Below are 18,992 nucleotides of genomic sequence, written 5' to 3' on the forward strand. Positions count from 1 at the left end.
TTCCTTGGTTCCCACTGTGTCTGGGCTGCGTTTTTTCCATACGCCCCTGCCAGAGGGCGTTTTTGCACTTTTGTTTCACTGCAATCCAGACTCTCATATTCTACTACATTTTGGCCGCAGAAACAAGTCGGATGCCACAAAAAAGCCCCGCCAAAAGCAAAAAGCTTTCAGCGGGGCTTGCTCTTCCCTGCTGTGGGCCGAGCCTCAGCTCAGGGAAGCCTGGTTTTTATAACGCTTGCGCACCGCACCATAGTCCATGTGGGCCTCGCCGCCCTCCACGGTATCCTTGTCGATGGTGACACGGACGATGGTGGGGTCGTTGGGCACATCGTACATGATGGGCATGAGGATGCTCTCCATCACGCTGCGCAGGCCACGGGCACCAGTCTTGCGCTCAATGGTCTTGCGGGCAATGGCGTGGAGCGCCTCATCGGTGATCTCCAGCTCCACATTGTCCATGGACAGCAGCTCTTTGTACTGCTTGACCAGGCTGTTGCGGGGCTCCTTGAGCACGCGCACCAGAGCGTCCTCGTCCAGATCGTCCAGCACGGTGATGACCGGCAGGCGGCCGATCAGCTCCGGGATGAGGCCGAACTTGACCAGATCGTGGGGCTCCACCTTGCGCAGGAGGGCACGCTCCGCCTCTACGGAGTTATCCTTGAGGGGGCTGCCAAAGCCCAGAGCGGACTTATCCGTGCGGCGCTGGATGTACTTGTCCAGGCCATCGAATGCACCACCGCAGATGAAAAGGATGTTGGTGGTGTCGATCTGGATAAACTCCTGCTGGGGGTGCTTGCGGCCGCCCTGGGGCGGCACATTGCTCACGGTGCCCTCCAGGATCTTCAGCAGGGCCTGCTGCACGCCCTCACCGCCCACGTCGCGGGTGATGGAGGGATTCTCGCTCTTGCGGGTGATCTTATCGATCTCGTCGATATAGATAATGCCGATCTGTGCTTTCTGCACATCAAAATCCGCTGCCTGGATGAGCTTGAGGAGAATGTTCTCCACATCCTCACCCACATAGCCAGCCTCCGTCAGGGTGGTGGCATCTGCGATCGCAAACGGAACGCCGAGCATCTTGGCCAGCGTCTGGGCCAGCAGGGTCTTGCCGACACCGGAGGGGCCCAGCAGCAGGACGTTGGACTTCTGCAGCTCCACGTCCGCGCCTTTGCCGCTCAGGATGCGCTTATAATGGTTGTAGACCGAGACGGCCAGCACACGCTTGGCCTCGTCCTGCCCGATGACATACTGATCCAGGCCCTCTTTGATCTCTGCCGGGGTCTTGATGTTGACCGACAGGCCATCCGTAGCCTGAATGCGGGCCCGGCTTGCACCGCCGCGGCTCGGGCGGCTGCCGCTCTGGTGATCCGGCTTGTCCGAGAGCAGGTCCGCACACAGGCCGATGCACTCGCTGCAGATATTGACGCCCGGGCCAATGATCATCCGCTCCACTTCGTCCTGATGCTTGCCGCAAAAACTGCAAACCAGATCTTTTTCGTTTTTATCTCTGCCGGAATTGTTGTTTGCCATAGCCGTTTTTCCTTATCCTGGGTGTATTGCGTTCCGCATGGGTTCAGCGGTGAGCGATGACCTCATCGATCAGGCCGTACGCCTTGGCTTCCTCTGCGGAGAGGAAGTTGTCGCGCTCGGTGTCCAGCTGCACCTTTTCCAGCGGCTGGCCGGTGTACTCGCTGAGCATCCGGTTCATCTTCTCGCGGGTGCGGACGATGTGATCGGCATGGATCTTGATGTCGGTCGCCTGGCCGGAAAGGCCGCCGCCCTGGCCGCCTGCAATAAGGGGCTGGTGGATCATGATTTCCGCGTTGGGCAGTGCAAAGCGCTTGCCCTTGGTGCCGCTTGCCAGCAGGAATGCCCCCATGGAAGCTGCCATACCCATGCAGATGGTGGAGACATCACACTTGATATACCGCATGGTATCATGGATGGCCATACCTGCCGAGATGGAGCCGCCGGGGCTGTTGATATACAGGCTGATATCCTTATCCGGGTCCTGCCCTTCCAGATACAGCAGCTGTGCCACTACCAGACTGGCCGAAGTATCATTGACATCCTCGCTCAAAACGATGATACGGTCGTTCAGCAGACGGGAGAAGATATCGTAGGAACGCTCCCCGTGCGCCGACTGCTCGACAACGTAAGGAACAAAACTCATAGGGTTCGCCTCCTGAATGGAAAGTTTATAGTATTTGCAAAATTGACCGATACGGCCAGAAAGGGACTCCGCACCGTATCGGTCAATTTTAACAACCTTTGCTTACAGGGCCTGTGCCCTGCAATATGCGACCGTGTGCGCCAAATAAATTATTCAGCAGCCTCGGTCTTCTCGGCCTCAGCGGCCTTCTCCACGACATTGGCGTGGCTCTTGATGAAGTCGATGGCCTTGTTGACTGCCAGATCTTTCTTCAGATCCTCGACATTGACCAGCTCACGGACCTTGTCCTCTTCCATCTTGTACTGGTCAGCAATGCGCTTGATCTCAGCGTTGACGTCATCCTCAGAAGCCTCGATGTTCTCGGCAGCGGCAACAGCCTCCAGAGCCAGACGGATCTTGACCTGCTTCTCAGCCTGCGGCATAAAGGAAGCGCGGAACTGATCCATGCTCTGGCCCATATACTTCAGGTAGTCCTCGAGGCGCAGACCCTGCTGCTCCACGCGGAATGCGAAATCGTTGACCATCTCGTCCATACGGGTCTCGTACATAGCCTGGGGGATCTCAGCCTCCATGCCCTCGATGACCTGATCGACCAGAGCGTTCTCAACAGCCAGATCGTCCTGCTTGTCGAGCTGCTCCTGGTTGTTCTTGCGGATGGAGTCCTTGAAAGCCTCCAGCGTGTCATACTCGGAAACGTCCTTCGCCAGCTCGTCGTCCAGCGCGGGCAGCTCCTTGTACTTGACCTCGTGCAGCTTGATCTTGAAGACAGCAGGCTTGCCAGCCAGCTCGGCAGCCTGATACTCCTCGGGGAACGTGACGTTGACGTCAAACTCCTCGCCAGCGGAGTGGCCGACGACCTGATCCTCAAAGCCGGGGATGAAGCTGCCGCTGCCCAGGGTCAAGCTGTAGTGCTCAGCCTTGCCGCCCTCGAAAGCAACACCGTCCACAAAGCCCTCGAAGTCGATATCCACGATATCGCCGTTCTCAGCAGCGCCCTCACGGGTCAGCTCACGGGCATTGCGCTCCTGCACACGCTTCAGCTCAGCGTCCACAGCCTCATCGGTAACAGTATGGACCGTCTTCTCAACGGTCAGACCATTGTAATTGCCAATCTTGACTTCGGGCTTGATGGCAACCTTAACGGTCAGGGTGCAGCCGTCGGCCTCGTTTGCAGAATCCACGGTGACCTCCGGGCGGCCAACGGGCTCGATGCCAGCTTCCTTGACGGCAGCCTCATAAGCAGCCGGGAACAGCTCGTTGATGGCATCATAGGTAAAGACGTCAGCGCCGTACATCTTCTCGATCAGAGCGCGGGGAGCCTTGCCCTTACGGAAGCCGGGCACTGCATACTTCTTGCCCTCTTTCTTGAAGACATCGGCCACCGCGGCCTTAAAGGCCTCAGCGTCGATGGAGAACTGCAGCTCTGCCATGCTCTTCTCGAGCTTTTCGCACTTGATGAATTTCATTTTGTTTATCCTCCACTCAAAAATTCTATTGCGTTGGGCAGCGGGAAAACTGCCCCTGCAACCGCGCACCGCGTCCTAGCTGTTTGCGAAATGCGGGGACGCGCGCGCTCAATTGGGTGCAACAATCGCGTCAGAGCTTATTATAGCACGCTTTGGACACAATTGCCAGACCAAATTTTGACTTTTTGTTCTTTTTGACAGCTTATTCACAGGGATTCCTGCCTTGGGCTGCCTTTAATTGATGCGGTAGGGGCAAAACCGCAGCCCGTCAGCGCTGACGAGCTTATAGCGGATGCCGTCCACATCGCCTTGCACCGCATAGCGGATGGCATTGCCGTGCAGGTGGCCGTAAAAACATTTCCGGATGCCGTAGGCCTTGAGGGTGGCTACGATCTCCGGGGCGCTGGTGCCGGTATAAACAGGCGGATAATGCAGGAACACCAGTTTTTCCAGCCCCGGCTCCGCAGCATCCAGACTCATTTTCAGCCGCCCGATCTCGCGGTTCATGACTTTCTCGTCGTGGGGCTCCCCCACATCGAACAGCCAGCCGCGGGTGCCGCAGAGGGCGTAGCCCTCTACACGATAGGAATTGTTATGCAGGATATGCAGGGTATCAAAGCCCTCCGCCTTGAGGTAGGCGTTCATCTTGTTGGCTGTGGTCCACCAGTAATCGTGGTTGCCTTTCATGATGAGCTTCTGGCCGGGCAGCTCCTGCAAAAACGCAAAATCCTTGCGGGTATCCGTCAGGCGCATGGCCCAGCTGATGTCCCCTGCCAGCACGATGGTATCCTGCGGGGTGATGAGTTTGCGCCAGTTGCGCTCCAGCCGCTCCAGGTAGCCATCCCAGCCCGGGAAAATATCCATGGGCTTGGAAGCACCTAAGGAGAGGTGGGTATCGCCAAGCACAAAAAGTGCCATGTTTGTTTACTCCTGTTCTCGGTTTTGCAGATGCCTCAGCTCTCGTAGCTCAGTGCCACCTGCGCGATCCGCGCCGGGTCGATGACCGTGCTGAAGCGCTCTGCTTTCTGGCGCAGGGCCGCAAGGCTTGCGGGCGCGTCATGATGAGTGACAGCCTCCAGCTCCTGCATGGCCTCAAAATCGTTCTGCGGGGCGGTATGGCCCAACGCTTCCAGCACGCTGCGCGGGAACTTGAACGGCGAAGCCGTAGAGAGCACCACCATGGGCACGCCCTCCCGCTTCTGCTGCTCTGCCACATGGAACGCGACTGCCGTGTGGGTATCGCAGAGGTAGCCATTCTGCTCGTAGCGGGCGCGAATCTCCCCTGCCACCTGCTCCTCGCTGCTCCAGCCGCAGCCAAAGCTTTCCTGAATGGTTTTCAGCGTCTCGGGGCGGACGGTATAGCTGCCCGTCTCGGCCAGGCTCTTCATCAGAGCGGCCACCTCCGCGTCGCTGCCCGTGACATGATAGAGCAGGCGTTCGAGGTTGGAAGAGACCAGAATGTCCATACTGGGCGAAGTGGTCTTGAAGAACTCCCGCTTGGCGGTGTAAGTACCCGTGGTGAGGAAATCCGTCAAAACATTGTTCTCATTGGAAGCACAGATCAGCTTACCCACGGGCAGGCCCATCTGTTTGGCGTAATAGCCCGCCAGAATGTCGCCGAAATTCCCCGTCGGGACACAGAAATCCACTTTATCGCCGTACACAATTTTCCCGGCCTTGAGCAGCTGCGCGTAAGCGGCAAAATAGTAGACGATCTGCGGCACAAGACGTCCCCAGTTGATGGAGTTGGCGCTGGAAAGGCGGATATTCCGCTCAGCCAGCCGGGCCGCAATGGCCTTGTCGCCAAAGACCTTCTTGACGCCCGTCTGGGCATCGTCGAAGTTGCCGCGCACGGCGTAAACAGCGACATTCCCGCCCTCCTGCGTTGCCATTTGCAGACGCTGGATCTCGCTGGTGCCGCCCGTGGGGTAGAACACCGCGATCTCCACGCCGGGAATGTCGTGGTAGCCATCCAAAGCCGCCTTTCCGGTATCGCCGCTGGTCGCCACCAGGATCAGGGTCTTCTCGGTGCGGCCAAGGTTCTTCTTCGCCTCCACCAACAGCTTCGGCATCAGCTGCAGGGCGTAATCCTTGAACGCGCAGGTAGGGCCATGCCACAACTCCAGCGCATAGACGTCCTGCGACACCGGAGCCAGATAGCCCGCCTTGCCGCCGAACGCTGCACCATAGGTCGTTTTCGTTGCCTGTGCCAGGAACTCTTTGGAATAATCCGTCAGGTATTCCCCCACGATGGCCGCTGCCATCTCCGGGTAATCCAGCGCACAAAGTGCCTGGACATCCACCTGCGGAAAGCTTGCAGGGACAAACAGGCCGCCCTCGTCGGACAAGCCCTGTGCAATCGCCTCCGAAGAGGTCACCACGCGGTTACGATCTCTTGTGCTGTAAAATTGCATGATTTGTCGCTCCTTTTTTACCAGAGGGCCCATCCTTTGGCCCCATCTTACGGCAGCGGCAAGTGCCGGTTCCTGCCGTTTTCCCACCGGAGCAGGCCCATCAGGCCGTGAACGCTCCCTTTATAATATGTACCATCCAGCGCCCGCTGTCAAGAGGGGTCACCTCCGCAACATCAAAACGCATGGGCTGGTCACTCTGGTTGGTGTGTTGCAAATAGAGCTGGGCCGTGCGGAGGATCCGCCGCTGTTTCGCCGGTGTCACTGCCTCAGCAGGGGTGGTCAGAGAATCCGGCTGGCGGGTCTTTACCTCGCAGAAAACCAGTGTCCCGTCTGGTTCCCGCAGGATGAGGTCGATCTCCCCTACCAGCTGGCTGTAGTTGTGGGCCACCAGCAGGCAGCCCTGTTTCTGGTAAAAGCGGGCAGCCACAGCCTCCCCGCGCCGACCGACCTCTGCCCGGTCCATCACTTTCCCTCCGGCCAGTAGCCCTGCTTTTTTAAAAAACTGCGGCGGTAGAACGGCTGGATGCCGTACTGCTCGATGAGCTCATAATGGAGTTTTGTCGGGTAGCCTTTGTGCTTTGCCAGCTGGTACTGCGGGTACTGCTGATCCAGCTCCAGCATGTAACGGTCACGGCTGACCTTTGCCAGAACCGAGGCCGCGCCGATGCTGGCGCTGGTGGCATCTCCCTTGACCACCGGCTGGGCCGGGAGGAGCAGATCTTTGGGCGTGCGGTTGCCGTCCACAAGAACGAGGTTTGGCACGATGTCCAGCCCCTCCACGGCCTGCCGCATCCCACCCATGGTGGCGTTGAGGATGTTGTCGCGGTCAATGATCTCCGGCCCCACAAAAATGATCTTGTAGGCCAGAGCTTTTTCCACGATTTCATCAAAAAGGGCTTCCCGCTTTTTCTCGGTCAGTTTTTTGGAGTCGTTGATGCCATACACCGGGTTTTCCGGGTCGAGAATGCAGGCCGCCACACAGACCGGGCCGCACAGTGGTCCCCGCCCGGCTTCATCGACGCCTGCAAAACAGCCGTACTGCGCCCGGATGGCGGCGTCGTACTCATACAGCGGCGCTGAGATCTCTTCGTCCGTCCGGCGCTTCATTCGTCGTCATCCTCCGCAAAATCTGCCAGATCATCCCGCTGGGGCGGGCGCTCCAGCGAGATACGGCCCCACTTGCAGGCGCGGAATTCATCCACCAGCATAATCGCGCAGCGTTCGGTGTTCACCTCGCCGCCCCGTACCAGCAGACCACGCTTGCGTCCGATGGCCTCCATCAGCTCATAGGGCGGCAGGGCCAGCGTCTCGGCATCCAGCTTATAGCGCTGAGCCACCAGTTCCGGGTAATTGCGGCGCACCTCGTCCAGCAGGTTCATGGCCAGTTCCTCGACATCCAGAATGTCGTCCTTGATGGAACCGATGAACGCCAGATTGGAGGCGATGGTCTTGGAATCAAACTTTTTCCAGAGCACGCCGGGCATGTCCAGCAGGTCGAATTTCTCGGTACTGACCCACTGCTTGCCCTTGGTCACACCGGGACGGTCTGCCGCTTTTGCACGGGCCGAGCCCGCAAACGTATTGATAAAAGTCGATTTGCCCACATTGGGGATGCCGCAGAGCATCACCTGGGTCTTGGCACCGCCCATGCCGCGGTTCTGACGGCGGGCCAGCAGGCCGGAGAGCTCTTTTTCAATGGCAGTCTGCACAGCTTTTGCGCCGCCTTTCTGCTTGGCGCTGATGGCCACGCAACCGGCATCTGCCGCATGGAAGTATTTGATCCACTCTTCCGTCACGGCGGGGTCTGCCAGGTCCGCCTTGTTCAGCGCATACAGCTTCGGCTTACGAGCCGTGATCCGCTCGATCTCCGGGTTGAGGCTGGACAGCGGGATGCGGGCGTCCAGCAGGACCAGGCTGGCATCCACATGCTGGATCTCCTGTTCCATCATGCGGAGGGTCTTGGTCATATGGCCCGGAAACCACTGGATATTCAACTGGTTTGCAAACCGGGGTTCCTGATTGTTCATTTTACCACTCCAAAATCCGAAAAAGGCAAAAAGCAAAGCAGCACTTTGCCCAAAATATCACGTTCGTCAATGCAGCCCACATAGCTTGAGCGGCTGTCCAGCGAGGCGTTGCGGTTATCGCCCATCACAAAGACCGTTCCCTCCGGGACGGTATACGGAAACTCGACATCATAGCCGAGGTAGGTGGGCTCCGCAATGTAATCTTCCTGCAAAAGCTCCCCGTTCACCGTGACCGCGCCCGTGGAATAATCAATGCTGATGGTGTCGCCGCCTTTGGCAATGACCCGCTTGACCAGCGGCTTGCCATAGGAGGTGTAGCTGTCCACGATGACCACATCACCGCGCTGCGGCTCATACCCCGCGCCCCAGACAATGAGCTTATCCCCGTTGTCCAGCGTGGGCACCATGGACTCGCCATCCACCTGAATGATGCGGAAGAAAAAGGAAAACACCAAAACCAGAACCAGTGCGGCCGAGATCAGCGCCTCGTACCATTCCATCAGGTTCTGCCCCCGGAGCGGCTTTCCGGCCTTTGGCTGAGCTGCCGGGCACACCTGTTCGTCCATTTTCAATGCACCTCACAATCTGCAGGCGGCTGCAGTTTTGTGCAGCTGACCGATAAATAAAGAAAAAAGGGACAACAAGTTGTCCCTTTTCTCCCGTTTTGAACCGGGGATCATCAAATATCGCTCTTGACCTTGGCAGCCTTGCCCGTACGACCACGCAGGTAGAACAGCTTTGCGCGGCGGACCTTGCCCTTGCGGACAACGGTAACTTTCTCAACAAAGGGGCTGTTGATGGGGAAGACACGCTCGATGCCAACACCGTAAGCCACGCGGCGAACGGTAAAGGTCTCAGCAACGCCGCCGTGCTTCTTTGCGATCACAGTGCCCTCAAAGGCCTGGATGCGCTCACGGTCGCCTTCCTTGATACGAACATCAACGCGGACGGTATCGCCAACGTTGAACTGGGGCTTCTCAGCCTTGATGCTGCCTTCAGAGATAATCTTCAGTGCGTCCATTTTTGAATCCTCCATTTGTTTTTAGACGTTCATACACGGCAAACCCGCCGTCAGAGGACCGCCCGTTTAATGATAACGTGTCATTAACCCCGCTGTGGTTTCTCAGCGGACACTAACGCCTAAATAGGATATCACAAAACGCGTGTAAAAGCAAGCGATTTGAACAAAAAATCCAAGAAAATTTTTACGCAAACGCTTTCTTGTCCGCTGTCAGGAATTTCGTGCGCAGGATGTTGGCGTTTGCCGCGGGCAGGCCGAATTTTTCTTCCAGGAACGCCACCAGCAGCGAGGGGTTGAGCGTCAGGTCCTGAGAAGCCGGCAGGCAGATGGGGAAATGCACCCACTCTCCTGCTTCGTGCAGCTCCAATGCCGGGACGTATTCTTTCAGCTCCACGGTCTTTGTCTTGCGCTTGCTCTTTTTCTCCACCGGCACGCTCTCCAGTGCATTGTACTGAGCCAGTACCGGAGCAGCATCCGCCGGGTAGCTGATCTCATAGCAGGCATAGGCAATGAGGTCCGCTTTCATCTGCATCGGCTCTACGTTGTAGACCTCGATGCCCGCAGGCATGATCGCGTTGAGTGCTTCTTTCCACTGGGCAAAATCCGGAGCCTCAGCCTCGGTCTTGACATCCACACACTCGCACTCACTCTCCTGCCCCAGCGACAGCGGGCAGGCAAAGGTCATGTAGATATGGGGGTTGAAGCCCAGCGTGTGCCACACGGGCAGGCCGCTCCGCTTGAGCACCCGCTGCATGACCCGCTGCATGTCCAGCAGCGAGATATAGGAGGCCTCATTCTTCTTTTTAAACGAGATTCTGACTGTAATCAAAGCAGGGACCTCCTAACAGATGATTGGCACCGCAGCCGCTGCAGGCACGGTTGCAGGGTTTGGTGGTCTGGGCAGCAAGAGCCTTGTTGTACTCCCGCACCAGGAAATCATGGGTAATGCCGTAGTCCATATGAGACCAGGGCGTCACCTCATCCAGCCCGATGGGACGCTGGCAGTAGAAGCGCGGGTCAACGCCCAGGTCTTCAAACACCTGCATCCAGGTATCGTACTTGAAGCACTCCTCCCAGCCGTCGAAGTAGCAGCCCCGCTTGTAAGCTTCCAGAATGACCGGAGCCAGACGGCGGTCACCCTTGGCAAACACGCCCTCGAGGAAGCTGGTGGTACTGTCGTGGTAGTTGACCTTGATCTTCCGGCTGTGCACGCTCTCCAGCAGATGCTTCTGCTTGGCTTGCAGGGTCTCAGCCGTGTCCATGGGCACAAACTGGAACGGCGTGTGGGGCTTGGGCACAAAACAGGCGCAGCTGATGGTCACCTGAACGCCGCGGCCCTTGGCATGGTCCATACTATAATAAAGGTCTACGACTTTCTGGGCCGTCTCGGCAATGCCCTCGATATCCTCCAGCGTCTCGGTAGGCAGGCCCATCATAAAGTAGAGCTTGACCGAAGAATAGCCGCCCTTGAATGCAATGCGGCAGGTCTTCTCGATCTCGTCCCAGGTAACATTTTTGTTGATGACATTGCGCAGGCGCTGGGTACCGGCCTCCGCCGCAAACGTCAGGCCGCTCTTGCGCACCTTGGTGGTCTTTTCAATAAGGCTCTCGGAGAAGTTGTCCACACGCAGAGACGGCAGCGAAAGACTGACATGCTCTTTGGGTGCCCACTCGTTCAAATCATCCAACAGCTCTTCCAGCTGGCCGTGGTCGGAAGTGGACAAGCTGGACAGACTGAGCTCTTCGTAGCCCGTGTTGGAGCAGAGCTCCTGGGCGGCCTTGTTCAGCAAATTGGCATCCCGCTGGCGCATGGGGCGGTACAAAAAGCCCGCCTGGCAGAAACGGCAGCCACGGACACAGCCGCGCAGCACCTCAATGCTGGCGCGGTCCTGGATGGCACCCACCATTGGGACGACGAAATTTGTCGGCGGCGTAAACTCGTTCAGATCCTTGATGATGGCCTTGGTGATTTTGGCCGGAATGCCCGACTCATTGGGCGTGATGGCTTCGATCCGACCGTCTTCCTGATAGGTAACATCGTAGAACGCCGGGATATACACGCCCGGAATTTTAGCAATTCGGAGCAGCAGCTCTTTTTTGGAGACGCCGCCCTCCTTTTTGGCTTTCTCAATTTCGGCGCAGATGCCGGGCAGCTGATTCTCACCCTCGCCCAGCTGAATAACGTCAAAGAAATCCGCAATGGGCTCCGCATTGCAGGCACAGGGGCCGCCTGCCACGATCAGCGGCCAGGATCCATCACGGTCTTTGGAATAAAACGGGATACCTGCCAGGTCCAGCATGGCCAGGATGTTGGTATAGGAAAGCTCGTATTGGAGGGTAAAGCCCACCGCGTCAAAATCCGTGAGCGGATCCTTGCTCTCCATGGTATACAGAGGCAGCTGCAGCCGCTCCATTTCCGCTTTCATATCCAGCCAGGGCATAAAAGCACGCTCGCACCACCAGTTTTCGTGGGAGTTGAGCAGCTCATACAGGATTTTCTCCCCCAGGAATGACATACCCACTTCATAGGTATCCGGGAAGCAGAACGCAAACCGCACATCCACGTTGTTTTTATCTTTATATACGCTGCCCGGCTCGCCACCGGTGTAACGGCCCGGCTTCTGCACCCGGCCCAGCGCTTCTTTCAGTTTTGGGTCAAACATCCATTTCCTCCATGACAGAATGATTTTCTATTGTTGTATTGTACCTTATTTGACCAAGGATTGCAAGAAAAGAAAGACACACAAACAAAAATCCCCGAAAACTGGCTTCACAAACCAACTTTCAGGGATTTCTTTTTGGAGCTACTGATCCGATTCGAACGGACGACCTGCTCATTACGAGCGTGCATCAATTCTGTGAATTATATCGCATTATCATCATTTATACAAATTCTTTGCGCCACCTTGTCGCCACCCGTTTCATTTCAGCGCCACCTCTTATTTCCGCTCTTCTTTCCCTTTCTTCCGCAGCACGTCCACCGCCTGAGTGATCGTCTCCGGAATGGGCACCCCCATCAGCCCGGCGTTCTCAATGATCGAGATTGCCTCGTTCGCCATAAAGCCGATGATGGCAGCATTCCGGATGAAGCTGGAACCCATCACCTTGTCCAGCTGGCAGGCTACCAGCACCACCAGCAGCGTCACACCTTTGCGGCAGAGCCCTTTCCAGCCCGCCAGGCTTTCCAGTGCTCCGCTCTCCGTCTTGGGGCTGGTGTGGAAGATGCCCGCCACCATCAGCCCGGTGATGTAGTCGATGGCCATAAAGGTCACAAGCGCCGCCAGCGCCGTGTCCCAGCCGCCAAAGGCGGTGGCAATGGCCCCGCCTACAATGCCAATGATCGTGCACACTTCATTTTTCATGGTTCTTTCCTCCTATAATGTCCATCTGCTCTTTTTCGGCCGGGTGTCCACATGCACCCAGCCTGTTTTCCGTTTGGGGTGGGCTTTGTCCTTGGGGTAGCGTCCAATACCGCCCCGTTCCGGCAGCAGCGTCTCGGCATAGTCCGCCACGGCAGCGATCGTCACACCCTCCACCCAGAAATCCGCAGCCCGGCCCAGCAGGTGCTGGCTGGTTTTGGAGCCGTTCACATCCGGGCGGGCGTTGTAGCTGCCGGTGCGGTATCCGCTGGTAATGTGCAGCGGCTTGCCAAAGTGCTCCCGGATGCGCTGCAATACCACCACCAGCTCCTCGTCGATCATGATTGGGTCGCTGCCGTCCTTGCAGGCAAACTCTCTTACCCTAAAGTTGGCGCTCAGTTTCTTCTCGCCGTCCTTGGCGAGAGAATACGTTTCGATTCCCATGTTTTTCACCTTCATTTTGAAATTTTGTCCAGCTTACTTCTCCGTAATTTAACCCCGAGAGAAAGTAATGCAAATCATCGGAATTGCTGTTGCTTGATTTAAGCTTATTCGATTCTCCAGCCCCCCTGATATACGAAAAAACCTAGTTGGATGGCGCAACTTATTCCATCAGGTGTCGTCGCTATCAGCCTACATTTACATACGCCTACGACATTAGTAGCAGTCAGTGTGCATGTCGTGGCATTTTGCGCACTAATGTCGACGTCATTTTGATCGCTTATGGTCCATTTAATCGATAGGTTTGTTGCATTGGATGGCGTAAAGACCGCCTTGATGATACATGTAGCACCCTTTTTACTTGCAATTTCCAGCTTCACGCCCGTCACAGGGATATAGCTCTGGTACACCAGCCTTGCTTTCCCGCCCACGCCAACGTATACTTTTTTGACTTTGCGGGCTTTGCCGCCTACTCCCACATACAGGGCTTTCACTTTGCGGGCTTTGCTGCCAACGCCCACCAATAAATTCTTTGCCATAGAACTACCTACCCTTGATAACAGGGCCCTCCATTTTGAATTTTCGCAAAGCTTAATTCGGTCTGGTGCTGTCAGCTTCGCTGACTGAGAGGTTGTCCCCCTCCCGATGCTTGTGCATCAAACCCACTTGTACCTCGGCTTCTCCTCGTGGAACAGCCTCCACCGCAGTGCGTCATCCACAAAGATGCAGAGAACGCTCAGCGCCGCCCACAGTAGGCTGAACGGCAGGCAGATTTGTCCCAGCAGGTTGCAGGGCAGGCCCGAGTAGTCCCAGATGCCGAGGTTCAGATATAAATTCAGGATGATCCCCGCCACCAGCTCCACGGCTGTCACCAGGGCGCTGCCGCAGAGCGCCTGCTTCCAGATGGGCATTTCCCAGGGCAGGTAGTTGTTTAAGCCCCCGATGAGCACAAAACACACCCCGCCCACAATGCCCATGGTCCAGTGGGTGCGGCCCCGCCAGAGCAGCTCCACACCCATATAGAGCATCCCGCCCAGCGCCGCTAAGATGGATAGTTTCACAAATTCCCGTTTCATCGATCCATTGCTCCATTTTAAATTTTTCGCGCAAGCCCTCCCTCTTTGCTAAGGGCTCGCCCTTTGGGTGAGCTGGCGAGCGTCAGCGAGACTGAGAGGTCTCCAGCTTCTTCGCAATGGCCTCCACCTGCTCTTTTGCCTTCTGCAGGATATCCGCCACCTCGGCTTTCAGGTCCTCCGGCAGCTCCACGCCATAGGAGATGCCTTTCAGCACCTCCAGGCTGTTTTCCCGCCTGATCCACTGCCGCAAAGCGTTGTTGTAGGTGGTCTGCTGGGTGATGGCGCTCTGCTTTGCCGTGTACAGCGTCACGATGTCGGCGGCAGAGTACAGCTTGCACTGCTTTCCGTCTGCGTGGTAGGGGTAGGCCGTGGCCCCCAGCATCACTGCGTTGAACACGCCGTCGATGTTGGATTGGTCGGGCACCTCCAGTGAGAAATGCTCCTGCCTGCCGTCGCCAAACAGCACGTCGATGCCGCTCGTAATGGCTGCTTCGCAGGCGTCGGAAGCCGCTTTTAGCTTCTCGGTGCGCATGGTCTCCATCTGTTCGGCCTCACTGGGCGGCATGGGCACTTCACCGTAGTCGTACACCGTGTAGGTGCTGTTTTCGATGCTGATGCCCCAGTATTTCTCACCTGGGGCCGCATTCTGGTTGTGCTCCTCCACCGTCTTGCTGATGGCGTCGTAGGTGGCAAAGTTCTCCCCCTCTTCCACCGGGGCAGTATAACCGGGTTGAATGATCTCCATATTCTATCCTCCTGACGAGGGCGACAGGGCCCTCCATTTTGAAATTCATAGAAACCCAAGCGGTCTGGTGCCGTTAACGGACATGCCAAGGGCTCTCCTGTCAGGAGAGCTGTCGCCGTAGGCGACTGAGAGGTCCTACCGGAACAGCGCTCTTACTCATACACCAGCAGCACCACGCCGCTGGTCAGGGCACTCCCTGCCCCGGGGTCACTGGTCCGGCTCTGGATGCTGTACCCGCCCACATTCGCTGCCGTGGTGGCGTTCTTGGCAAGATCTGCGCTCTTGGCATTGGTCGCGTTGGCCGCCGTGTCTGCCGACGCCGCGCTGGCTGCACGTGTGGCGCTGTCCGCCGTTCCCGCTGCCTCCGCTTTGCCCACCACACTTCCGTGGAAACTTCCATCTCTCCCAAACCAGCTCTTCACCGCACCGTTCAGTGCAAGAGAAAATCCGCTTGCCGCCCCCAGCAGGTTCCAGATCAGAGTCCCCCGCCCAGCTGCATCGGTCTGCAAATACACTTCCGCACCGTCTTCTTCCCCGCTCCACCCGATTTTTCTGGACGTCGCACTTTTTCCAATGGACGGGAATTTCAGCGGCCCGCTCAGGGTGCCCCCTGTCTTGTCAAACTTCTTTGCCAGCGCGTCCCCCGCCGCTTTGGCGTCCGCTGCCACATTTTCTTTTGTCAGCGTCTGGTCCGTGATCAGGCTGAACGCTCCCTCACTGCCCACGCTCATTGGCCCAAATGCCATTTTTAATCTCCTTTCCTCTTAAACTCCCCTTTCAAGGGGAGCTGGCGCAAAGCGCCTGAGAGGTCTTAACGAAATAGCGCTCTTACTCATACACAAACAAAAATTTGTTCGTCGTCAGGCTGCTTCCCGCCCCCGGGTCGCTGGTCTGCACCCCAAAGGTAAAGCCGTTCACGCTGGCCGCCGTGCCACCAGCACTTCCAGATCCTGCGTAGTTGTGGGTGTGGCTGCTGTTGGCCTTTCCGTTGAGCTTCGTGTCAATCTCGCTCTCGGTGTAGTAGCGGCTATCGTGGTTGTGGCTGGCTGCTGCAAAATCTCCGGTGTTTTTCACGGCGGCCGTCCCCAGCCCGTCTACCTGCTCCGCTTTGGTGGCCGGGTAAAGCAGCATCTTGTTGCCGCTTGCGTCCTTACAGGTCATCAGGACCTTTGCTTCTGTCGTCGCCAAAGAGCTCTCCTCCTTTCCGGCCTCTTAAAGGATCTGGAACCACAGGTCGCCCGCTTTCAGGCCCGTCGGTTCACTGGCCTGGGCGTAGATCACCGGCATGGCAATATTTACCCCCTTGCTGGTAACGGTCTGGGCCGTGCCGTTCACCTTGATGGTCTCGATCTTGTTCACCTGGGCCCCTGCCGCAATGCCGTTCAGCTTGTTCAGCAGGTCCGTGGTAAAGTCGTTAGTGGAGAGCACCTTGCTGCCGTCTTTCTTCACGTAGCTGTTCAGGGCATTCGTGATGTCCTCCGGGGTCGCCTTGCCGTTCAGGGCCGCAATGTATTCCGCCAGCTTAGCCGAGAGCGTCACCTCGGTGCCGTTATCGTCCAGCACCACATTGTCGGTGTTGGTCTTGAGCATCAGGTCTGTGATCACGCCCTCCACCAGTGCCCGCGCAATTGCATTTTTTACACTTGTTGCCATATCTCTACCCCTTTTCTGTTATAGGATCGTAAAATCGTATCGGTCCTGGCTGCTCTGGGTGCTGAGCTCTTCTTCCGGTTCGGTATCCGCTGCCGGGTCTACTGCCACCCAGAGCCGCGTGTTTCTGGGCGGTTCGCTGCCGTCAAAGGAAACGCCCACTTTCTCCCGCAGCTTTGCGTTCATCTCGTCCTCGGTGTAGTACTGGTCGTCGTTCACAAGGTCGCTGACCTTGGTGGGCACAAACAGGTCTACGCCCTTTCCGTCCTGGATGTTCTGCTCCGCGCCGTTCACACAGATTTTTTCCAGTACGTTCTCCTGGTATCCCGCGTCGTTTTCCAGCTGCCCCACCCGAGTGGGCACAGGGATGTCCACCGTCTTGTTCTCATCCGGCGTCAGGAGCTGACCGTTCACTTTCAGCCGTTCCAGCACATTGGCCTGCCCTCCGGCCTCTTCCAGCGCCCCGATCTGCTGTGTCAGTTCCCCAGTCACCTGATTAAATTTCTCCCCCAGCGCCCGCAGCTGGCTCAGTTTTGCTAAAATCACTTCATCTGCCATGGAACAGCGCCTCCATCATATCCTCAAACTCTTCGTCCGTCGCTGCCCGCGTCGAGATGCCGCCGCCGCTGTCCACGTCCATGCCATCGCCGATTTTCACAAGGCCCAGCTCTGTCCGTGTCGCCGGGCGGTTCACCGGCTCTTCTTTCCGCAGCAGCATCAGGATCACGTCAATGTTCGCCTCCGGCTGCCGCACCGCGTAGAACCGCACAAACCCGTCGTAGGTCTCCACCACGCTGGCCAGCCCCGCCGGGGTGGCCGCTTCAAAGTTTTCCAGCCCCGTCGTCGCCAGTGGGGTCAGCGTGGCCAGACACCCTGCCACCGGTACGTCGCAGCAGTAGCGGTTCGGCCCCACCGGGGCCTCCATCTGCTTCCAATCCGTCACCGGCAGGGTCAGCTCATAGCTCAGGGTGCCCACGCCAAACAGCGTCAGCACCAGGTCAATATCTGCTGTGGGCACCCGCATGGCAAACAGCCGCAGCGCTCCGTTCCGTGTCTCCACAGCGTTGGCCACACCCGCTGCCACCGCCGCCGCATAGCTTTCCAGCCCCGTGGCTGCAAAGGGCGAAAACTGGTCTGTCAGTTCTTCCACCGGGATGTCGCAGGAGTAGTGATAAGGCCCCCGGGCTGGGTCCAGCGGCTTCCAGTCTGCCTGCACCGCCGTCAGGTCGTAGGTTTTCAGGTATCCGCCGCTGTAGTCTTTCTTGGCGTTCGCAATGGCATCCTTGGCGCTCTCGCTGTACTTTTTGGCGGCATTCTCGCTGGCCGCACTTTTCTCAGCACTGACTGCGCTCTCTTCCGCACTGGCTTTGGCCCGCTGTGCCGCGTCCTTGCTCTCCGCCGCGCTGTCTGCCGCAGCGCCGGCACTGGCCGCGGCTGTTTCTTCGCTGGCCTTGGCCTCAGCAGCGCTCTTCCGGGCGTTCTTGGCATCTCCCCGGATGGTCTCCACAAACTTCTCGTACATGGATTGCGGGATGTCTTCCTCGCCCGTGGTCTCCAGTGTCTCGTAGCACTCGTATCTGGCCGGTTTCGTCATAGCCCGGTATCCGTCCCCGCCAATGGCCGAGAGCATCCACAGGCCCCTCTTTTCCGCCGTCCAGTTCTTGGTCACCGGGGCGCTGTTCTCATAGTCCAGTACCTGCGGTGTGGGCAGGGCCCCGCTCATCCGCTGCACATGCAGCGTCACAGCGCAGTCTTCCCACTCTTTCGGCAGCTCAAACCGCAGCCGGTCCACCTGCGCCGAGCCAATGCCGCCCAGGTACAGCGTCTCCGGGTTCGCCCGGAACGTCGAGCCGTTGTCCTGCAATTTTCGGATTTTGATTACCACTTCGCTCATATTTCTCTTCCTTAATTCCTGGCGCTCCCACAAATTTCTTCTTTCCCCCAGCCTATCACACTTCTCCCCACAAAAATACTGCGGACATTTGCAAAATCCCCTCTGGCAGCACAAAAGGGAGGCACCCCCGCCGGGTGCCTCCCTTTTCCTTGTGCATTTTAGAACTGGTTCAGAATGTCGTGGTGTCCAATGTCCAGCAGCAGGATCAGCGTCTCACCATCGTAAGACCAAATCACCCGCACATCCATGTTCACGCTGAACTCAAACAGGTCACTCGTGCCCTGAATGCGCTTTGTCCGCAGTGAGGGGTAAAGCGGGTCCTGCATCAGCAGCTCCAGCTTTTTCTTGAGCTGTGCCTGCTCCGCCGCGTTCAGCTTCTTCACGTTTTTCAAAAACCGTTTGGTATATGTGATCCTGTATGCCATCAACTCACACCATCCAGCATGTCAAACAGCGCATCCACAGAGTCAAATGTGGGCTGCTTCCCTGCTGCCACCCGGGCCTTTGCCTCGTCGATTTCTCCCCGCAGCTCCTCCAGATATTTCTTCGGGTACACTGCCACCGGGATGATCTGGATCACGCCGTCCTTTTCCACCACATCCAGTTTGTCACCCTCGGCAAGGCCCAGGTGCTTCACGATGTCTTTCGGAATCGTGATCTGTGATTTGGTCCTCAGTTCGGTCAGCATTCTCATCCACTCCTTTGCGCGTTTTTGAAAGTTGGATT

At 57.5% G+C, this 18,992-nt stretch carries 24 protein-coding genes; all 24 read right to left on the reverse strand.

The window, feature by feature from the left end:
* Window positions 1–204: 204 nt before the first annotated feature.
* Entirely contained in the window at window positions 205–1,530 is a 1,326-nt protein-coding gene (gene clpX / locus C4N22_RS00795; protein ID WP_112114849.1) for an ATP-dependent Clp protease ATP-binding subunit ClpX, read from the reverse strand.
* Window positions 1,531–1,573: 43 nt separating this feature from the next.
* Window positions 1,574–2,173 (reverse strand): ATP-dependent Clp protease proteolytic subunit, encoded by a 600-nt coding sequence (locus C4N22_RS00800; protein WP_022257142.1) that lies wholly within the window; start codon window positions 2,171–2,173, stop codon window positions 1,574–1,576.
* 149 nt (window positions 2,174–2,322) lie between these two features.
* The gene (tig, locus tag C4N22_RS00805) at window positions 2,323–3,639 is read right to left on the reverse strand and encodes a trigger factor (protein ID WP_112147623.1); all 1,317 of its coding nucleotides are present in this window, start codon (window positions 3,637–3,639) and stop codon (window positions 2,323–2,325) included.
* A 234-nt stretch (window positions 3,640–3,873) separates the two neighbouring features.
* Window positions 3,874–4,557 carry a metallophosphoesterase gene (locus C4N22_RS00810; protein ID WP_022257140.1) on the reverse strand — a complete coding sequence of 228 codons (684 nt, stop codon included), beginning with the start codon at window positions 4,555–4,557 and terminating at the stop codon, window positions 3,874–3,876.
* A 35-nt stretch (window positions 4,558–4,592) separates the two neighbouring features.
* A complete protein-coding gene (gene thrC / locus C4N22_RS00815; RefSeq protein WP_112147624.1) occupies window positions 4,593–6,053 on the reverse strand; it encodes a threonine synthase in 1,461 nt (486 codons plus the stop codon).
* A 100-nt stretch (window positions 6,054–6,153) separates the two neighbouring features.
* On the reverse strand, window positions 6,154–6,516 hold the full coding sequence (locus tag C4N22_RS00820; protein WP_112114846.1) for a YraN family protein: 363 nt from the start codon (window positions 6,514–6,516) through the stop codon (window positions 6,154–6,156).
* Window positions 6,516–7,160: a ribonuclease HII gene (locus C4N22_RS00825; RefSeq protein WP_112147625.1), complete on the reverse strand. Its 645-nt coding sequence runs from the start codon at window positions 7,158–7,160 to the stop codon at window positions 6,516–6,518. The genes C4N22_RS00820 and C4N22_RS00825 overlap by 1 nt, the downstream gene beginning before the upstream one ends.
* The gene (gene ylqF / locus C4N22_RS00830) at window positions 7,157–8,080 is read right to left on the reverse strand and encodes a ribosome biogenesis GTPase YlqF (protein WP_112114844.1); all 924 of its coding nucleotides are present in this window, start codon (window positions 8,078–8,080) and stop codon (window positions 7,157–7,159) included. The genes C4N22_RS00825 and ylqF overlap by 4 nt, the downstream gene beginning before the upstream one ends.
* On the reverse strand, window positions 8,077–8,646 hold the full coding sequence (lepB, locus tag C4N22_RS00835; protein ID WP_112147626.1) for a signal peptidase I: 570 nt from the start codon (window positions 8,644–8,646) through the stop codon (window positions 8,077–8,079). The genes ylqF and lepB overlap by 4 nt, the downstream gene beginning before the upstream one ends.
* Before the next feature lie 113 nt (window positions 8,647–8,759).
* On the reverse strand, window positions 8,760–9,101 hold the full coding sequence (rplS, locus tag C4N22_RS00840) for a 50S ribosomal protein L19 (protein WP_022257134.1): 342 nt from the start codon (window positions 9,099–9,101) through the stop codon (window positions 8,760–8,762).
* 184 nt (window positions 9,102–9,285) lie between these two features.
* Window positions 9,286–9,930, reverse strand: coding sequence for a TIGR03936 family radical SAM-associated protein (locus C4N22_RS00845; protein ID WP_112147627.1), 645 nt, complete (start codon window positions 9,928–9,930; stop codon window positions 9,286–9,288).
* A complete protein-coding gene (locus C4N22_RS00850) occupies window positions 9,905–11,764 on the reverse strand; it encodes a TIGR03960 family B12-binding radical SAM protein (protein WP_112147628.1) in 1,860 nt (619 codons plus the stop codon). The genes C4N22_RS00845 and C4N22_RS00850 overlap by 26 nt, the downstream gene beginning before the upstream one ends.
* Window positions 11,765–12,040: 276 nt before the next feature.
* Window positions 12,041–12,463, reverse strand: coding sequence for a phage holin family protein (locus C4N22_RS00855; protein WP_112147629.1), 423 nt, complete (start codon window positions 12,461–12,463; stop codon window positions 12,041–12,043).
* Between the two features lie 12 nt (window positions 12,464–12,475).
* Entirely contained in the window at window positions 12,476–12,904 is a 429-nt protein-coding gene (locus tag C4N22_RS00860) for a YcbK family protein (protein WP_112148001.1), read from the reverse strand.
* 104 nt (window positions 12,905–13,008) lie between these two features.
* Window positions 13,009–13,440 (reverse strand): hypothetical protein, encoded by a 432-nt coding sequence (locus C4N22_RS00865; RefSeq protein WP_112147630.1) that lies wholly within the window; start codon window positions 13,438–13,440, stop codon window positions 13,009–13,011.
* 117 nt (window positions 13,441–13,557) lie between these two features.
* Window positions 13,558–13,977, reverse strand: coding sequence for a putative ABC transporter permease (locus C4N22_RS00870; protein WP_112147631.1), 420 nt, complete (start codon window positions 13,975–13,977; stop codon window positions 13,558–13,560).
* Between the two features lie 82 nt (window positions 13,978–14,059).
* Window positions 14,060–14,722: a hypothetical protein gene (locus C4N22_RS00875; RefSeq protein WP_112147632.1), complete on the reverse strand. Its 663-nt coding sequence runs from the start codon at window positions 14,720–14,722 to the stop codon at window positions 14,060–14,062.
* 152 nt (window positions 14,723–14,874) lie between these two features.
* Window positions 14,875–15,468: a hypothetical protein gene (locus C4N22_RS00880; protein ID WP_146746498.1), complete on the reverse strand. Its 594-nt coding sequence runs from the start codon at window positions 15,466–15,468 to the stop codon at window positions 14,875–14,877.
* 82 nt (window positions 15,469–15,550) lie between these two features.
* Complete coding sequence (locus tag C4N22_RS00885) at window positions 15,551–15,910, reverse strand: hypothetical protein (protein ID WP_112147634.1); 360 nt, start codon at window positions 15,908–15,910, stop codon at window positions 15,551–15,553.
* Window positions 15,911–15,934: 24 nt separating this feature from the next.
* Window positions 15,935–16,375 carry a hypothetical protein gene (locus tag C4N22_RS00890; protein ID WP_112147635.1) on the reverse strand — a complete coding sequence of 147 codons (441 nt, stop codon included), beginning with the start codon at window positions 16,373–16,375 and terminating at the stop codon, window positions 15,935–15,937.
* Between the two features lie 18 nt (window positions 16,376–16,393).
* On the reverse strand, window positions 16,394–16,930 hold the full coding sequence (locus C4N22_RS00895; RefSeq protein ID WP_112147636.1) for a hypothetical protein: 537 nt from the start codon (window positions 16,928–16,930) through the stop codon (window positions 16,394–16,396).
* Window positions 16,920–18,266, reverse strand: a complete 1,347-nt coding sequence (locus C4N22_RS00900) for a hypothetical protein (protein ID WP_112147637.1) — start codon at window positions 18,264–18,266, stop codon at window positions 16,920–16,922. The genes C4N22_RS00895 and C4N22_RS00900 overlap by 11 nt, the downstream gene beginning before the upstream one ends.
* A gap of 158 nt (window positions 18,267–18,424) precedes the next feature.
* On the reverse strand, window positions 18,425–18,691 hold the full coding sequence (locus C4N22_RS00905; protein WP_112147638.1) for a type II toxin-antitoxin system RelE/ParE family toxin: 267 nt from the start codon (window positions 18,689–18,691) through the stop codon (window positions 18,425–18,427).
* On the reverse strand, window positions 18,691–18,954 hold the full coding sequence (locus tag C4N22_RS00910; protein WP_112147639.1) for an AbrB/MazE/SpoVT family DNA-binding domain-containing protein: 264 nt from the start codon (window positions 18,952–18,954) through the stop codon (window positions 18,691–18,693). The genes C4N22_RS00905 and C4N22_RS00910 overlap by 1 nt, the downstream gene beginning before the upstream one ends.
* Window positions 18,955–18,992 lie beyond the last annotated feature (38 nt).

Origin of the sequence: Faecalibacterium prausnitzii, from assembly GCF_003287495.1 — a bacterium.
Lineage (GTDB): Bacteria > Bacillota > Clostridia > Oscillospirales > Ruminococcaceae > Faecalibacterium > Faecalibacterium prausnitzii_I.

Excerpts from the sequence above, each read along its gene's own strand:
- C4N22_RS00865 (WP_112147630.1), bottom strand. The coding sequence starts at position 13,440 with ATGGCAAAGAATTTATTGGTGGGCGTTGGCAGCAAAGCCCGCAAAGTG.
- C4N22_RS00850 (WP_112147628.1), bottom strand. The coding sequence starts at position 11,764 with ATGTTTGACCCAAAACTGAAAGAAGCGCTGGGCCGGGTGCAGAAGCCG.
- C4N22_RS00895 (WP_112147636.1), bottom strand. The coding sequence starts at position 16,930 with ATGGCAGATGAAGTGATTTTAGCAAAACTGAGCCAGCTGCGGGCGCTG.
- ylqF (WP_112114844.1), bottom strand. The coding sequence starts at position 8,080 with ATGAACAATCAGGAACCCCGGTTTGCAAACCAGTTGAATATCCAGTGG.
- thrC (WP_112147624.1), bottom strand. The coding sequence starts at position 6,053 with ATGCAATTTTACAGCACAAGAGATCGTAACCGCGTGGTGACCTCTTCG.
- C4N22_RS00855 (WP_112147629.1), bottom strand. The coding sequence starts at position 12,463 with ATGAAAAATGAAGTGTGCACGATCATTGGCATTGTAGGCGGGGCCATT.
- C4N22_RS00875 (WP_112147632.1), bottom strand. The coding sequence starts at position 14,722 with ATGGAGATCATTCAACCCGGTTATACTGCCCCGGTGGAAGAGGGGGAG.
- C4N22_RS00860 (WP_112148001.1), bottom strand. The coding sequence starts at position 12,904 with ATGGGAATCGAAACGTATTCTCTCGCCAAGGACGGCGAGAAGAAACTG.
- rplS (WP_022257134.1), bottom strand. The coding sequence starts at position 9,101 with ATGGACGCACTGAAGATTATCTCTGAAGGCAGCATCAAGGCTGAGAAG.
- C4N22_RS00900 (WP_112147637.1), bottom strand. The coding sequence starts at position 18,266 with ATGAGCGAAGTGGTAATCAAAATCCGAAAATTGCAGGACAACGGCTCG.
- C4N22_RS00905 (WP_112147638.1), bottom strand. The coding sequence starts at position 18,691 with ATGGCATACAGGATCACATATACCAAACGGTTTTTGAAAAACGTGAAG.
- lepB (WP_112147626.1), bottom strand. The coding sequence starts at position 8,646 with ATGGACGAACAGGTGTGCCCGGCAGCTCAGCCAAAGGCCGGAAAGCCG.
- C4N22_RS00870 (WP_112147631.1), bottom strand. The coding sequence starts at position 13,977 with ATGAAACGGGAATTTGTGAAACTATCCATCTTAGCGGCGCTGGGCGGG.
- C4N22_RS00810 (WP_022257140.1), bottom strand. The coding sequence starts at position 4,557 with ATGGCACTTTTTGTGCTTGGCGATACCCACCTCTCCTTAGGTGCTTCC.
- C4N22_RS00820 (WP_112114846.1), bottom strand. The coding sequence starts at position 6,516 with ATGGACCGGGCAGAGGTCGGTCGGCGCGGGGAGGCTGTGGCTGCCCGC.
- C4N22_RS00800 (WP_022257142.1), bottom strand. The coding sequence starts at position 2,173 with ATGAGTTTTGTTCCTTACGTTGTCGAGCAGTCGGCGCACGGGGAGCGT.
- clpX (WP_112114849.1), bottom strand. The coding sequence starts at position 1,530 with ATGGCAAACAACAATTCCGGCAGAGATAAAAACGAAAAAGATCTGGTT.
- C4N22_RS00910 (WP_112147639.1), bottom strand. The coding sequence starts at position 18,954 with ATGCTGACCGAACTGAGGACCAAATCACAGATCACGATTCCGAAAGAC.
- C4N22_RS00880 (WP_146746498.1), bottom strand. The coding sequence starts at position 15,468 with ATGGCATTTGGGCCAATGAGCGTGGGCAGTGAGGGAGCGTTCAGCCTG.
- C4N22_RS00825 (WP_112147625.1), bottom strand. The coding sequence starts at position 7,160 with ATGAAGCGCCGGACGGACGAAGAGATCTCAGCGCCGCTGTATGAGTAC.
- tig (WP_112147623.1), bottom strand. The coding sequence starts at position 3,639 with ATGAAATTCATCAAGTGCGAAAAGCTCGAGAAGAGCATGGCAGAGCTG.
- C4N22_RS00890 (WP_112147635.1), bottom strand. The coding sequence starts at position 16,375 with ATGGCAACAAGTGTAAAAAATGCAATTGCGCGGGCACTGGTGGAGGGC.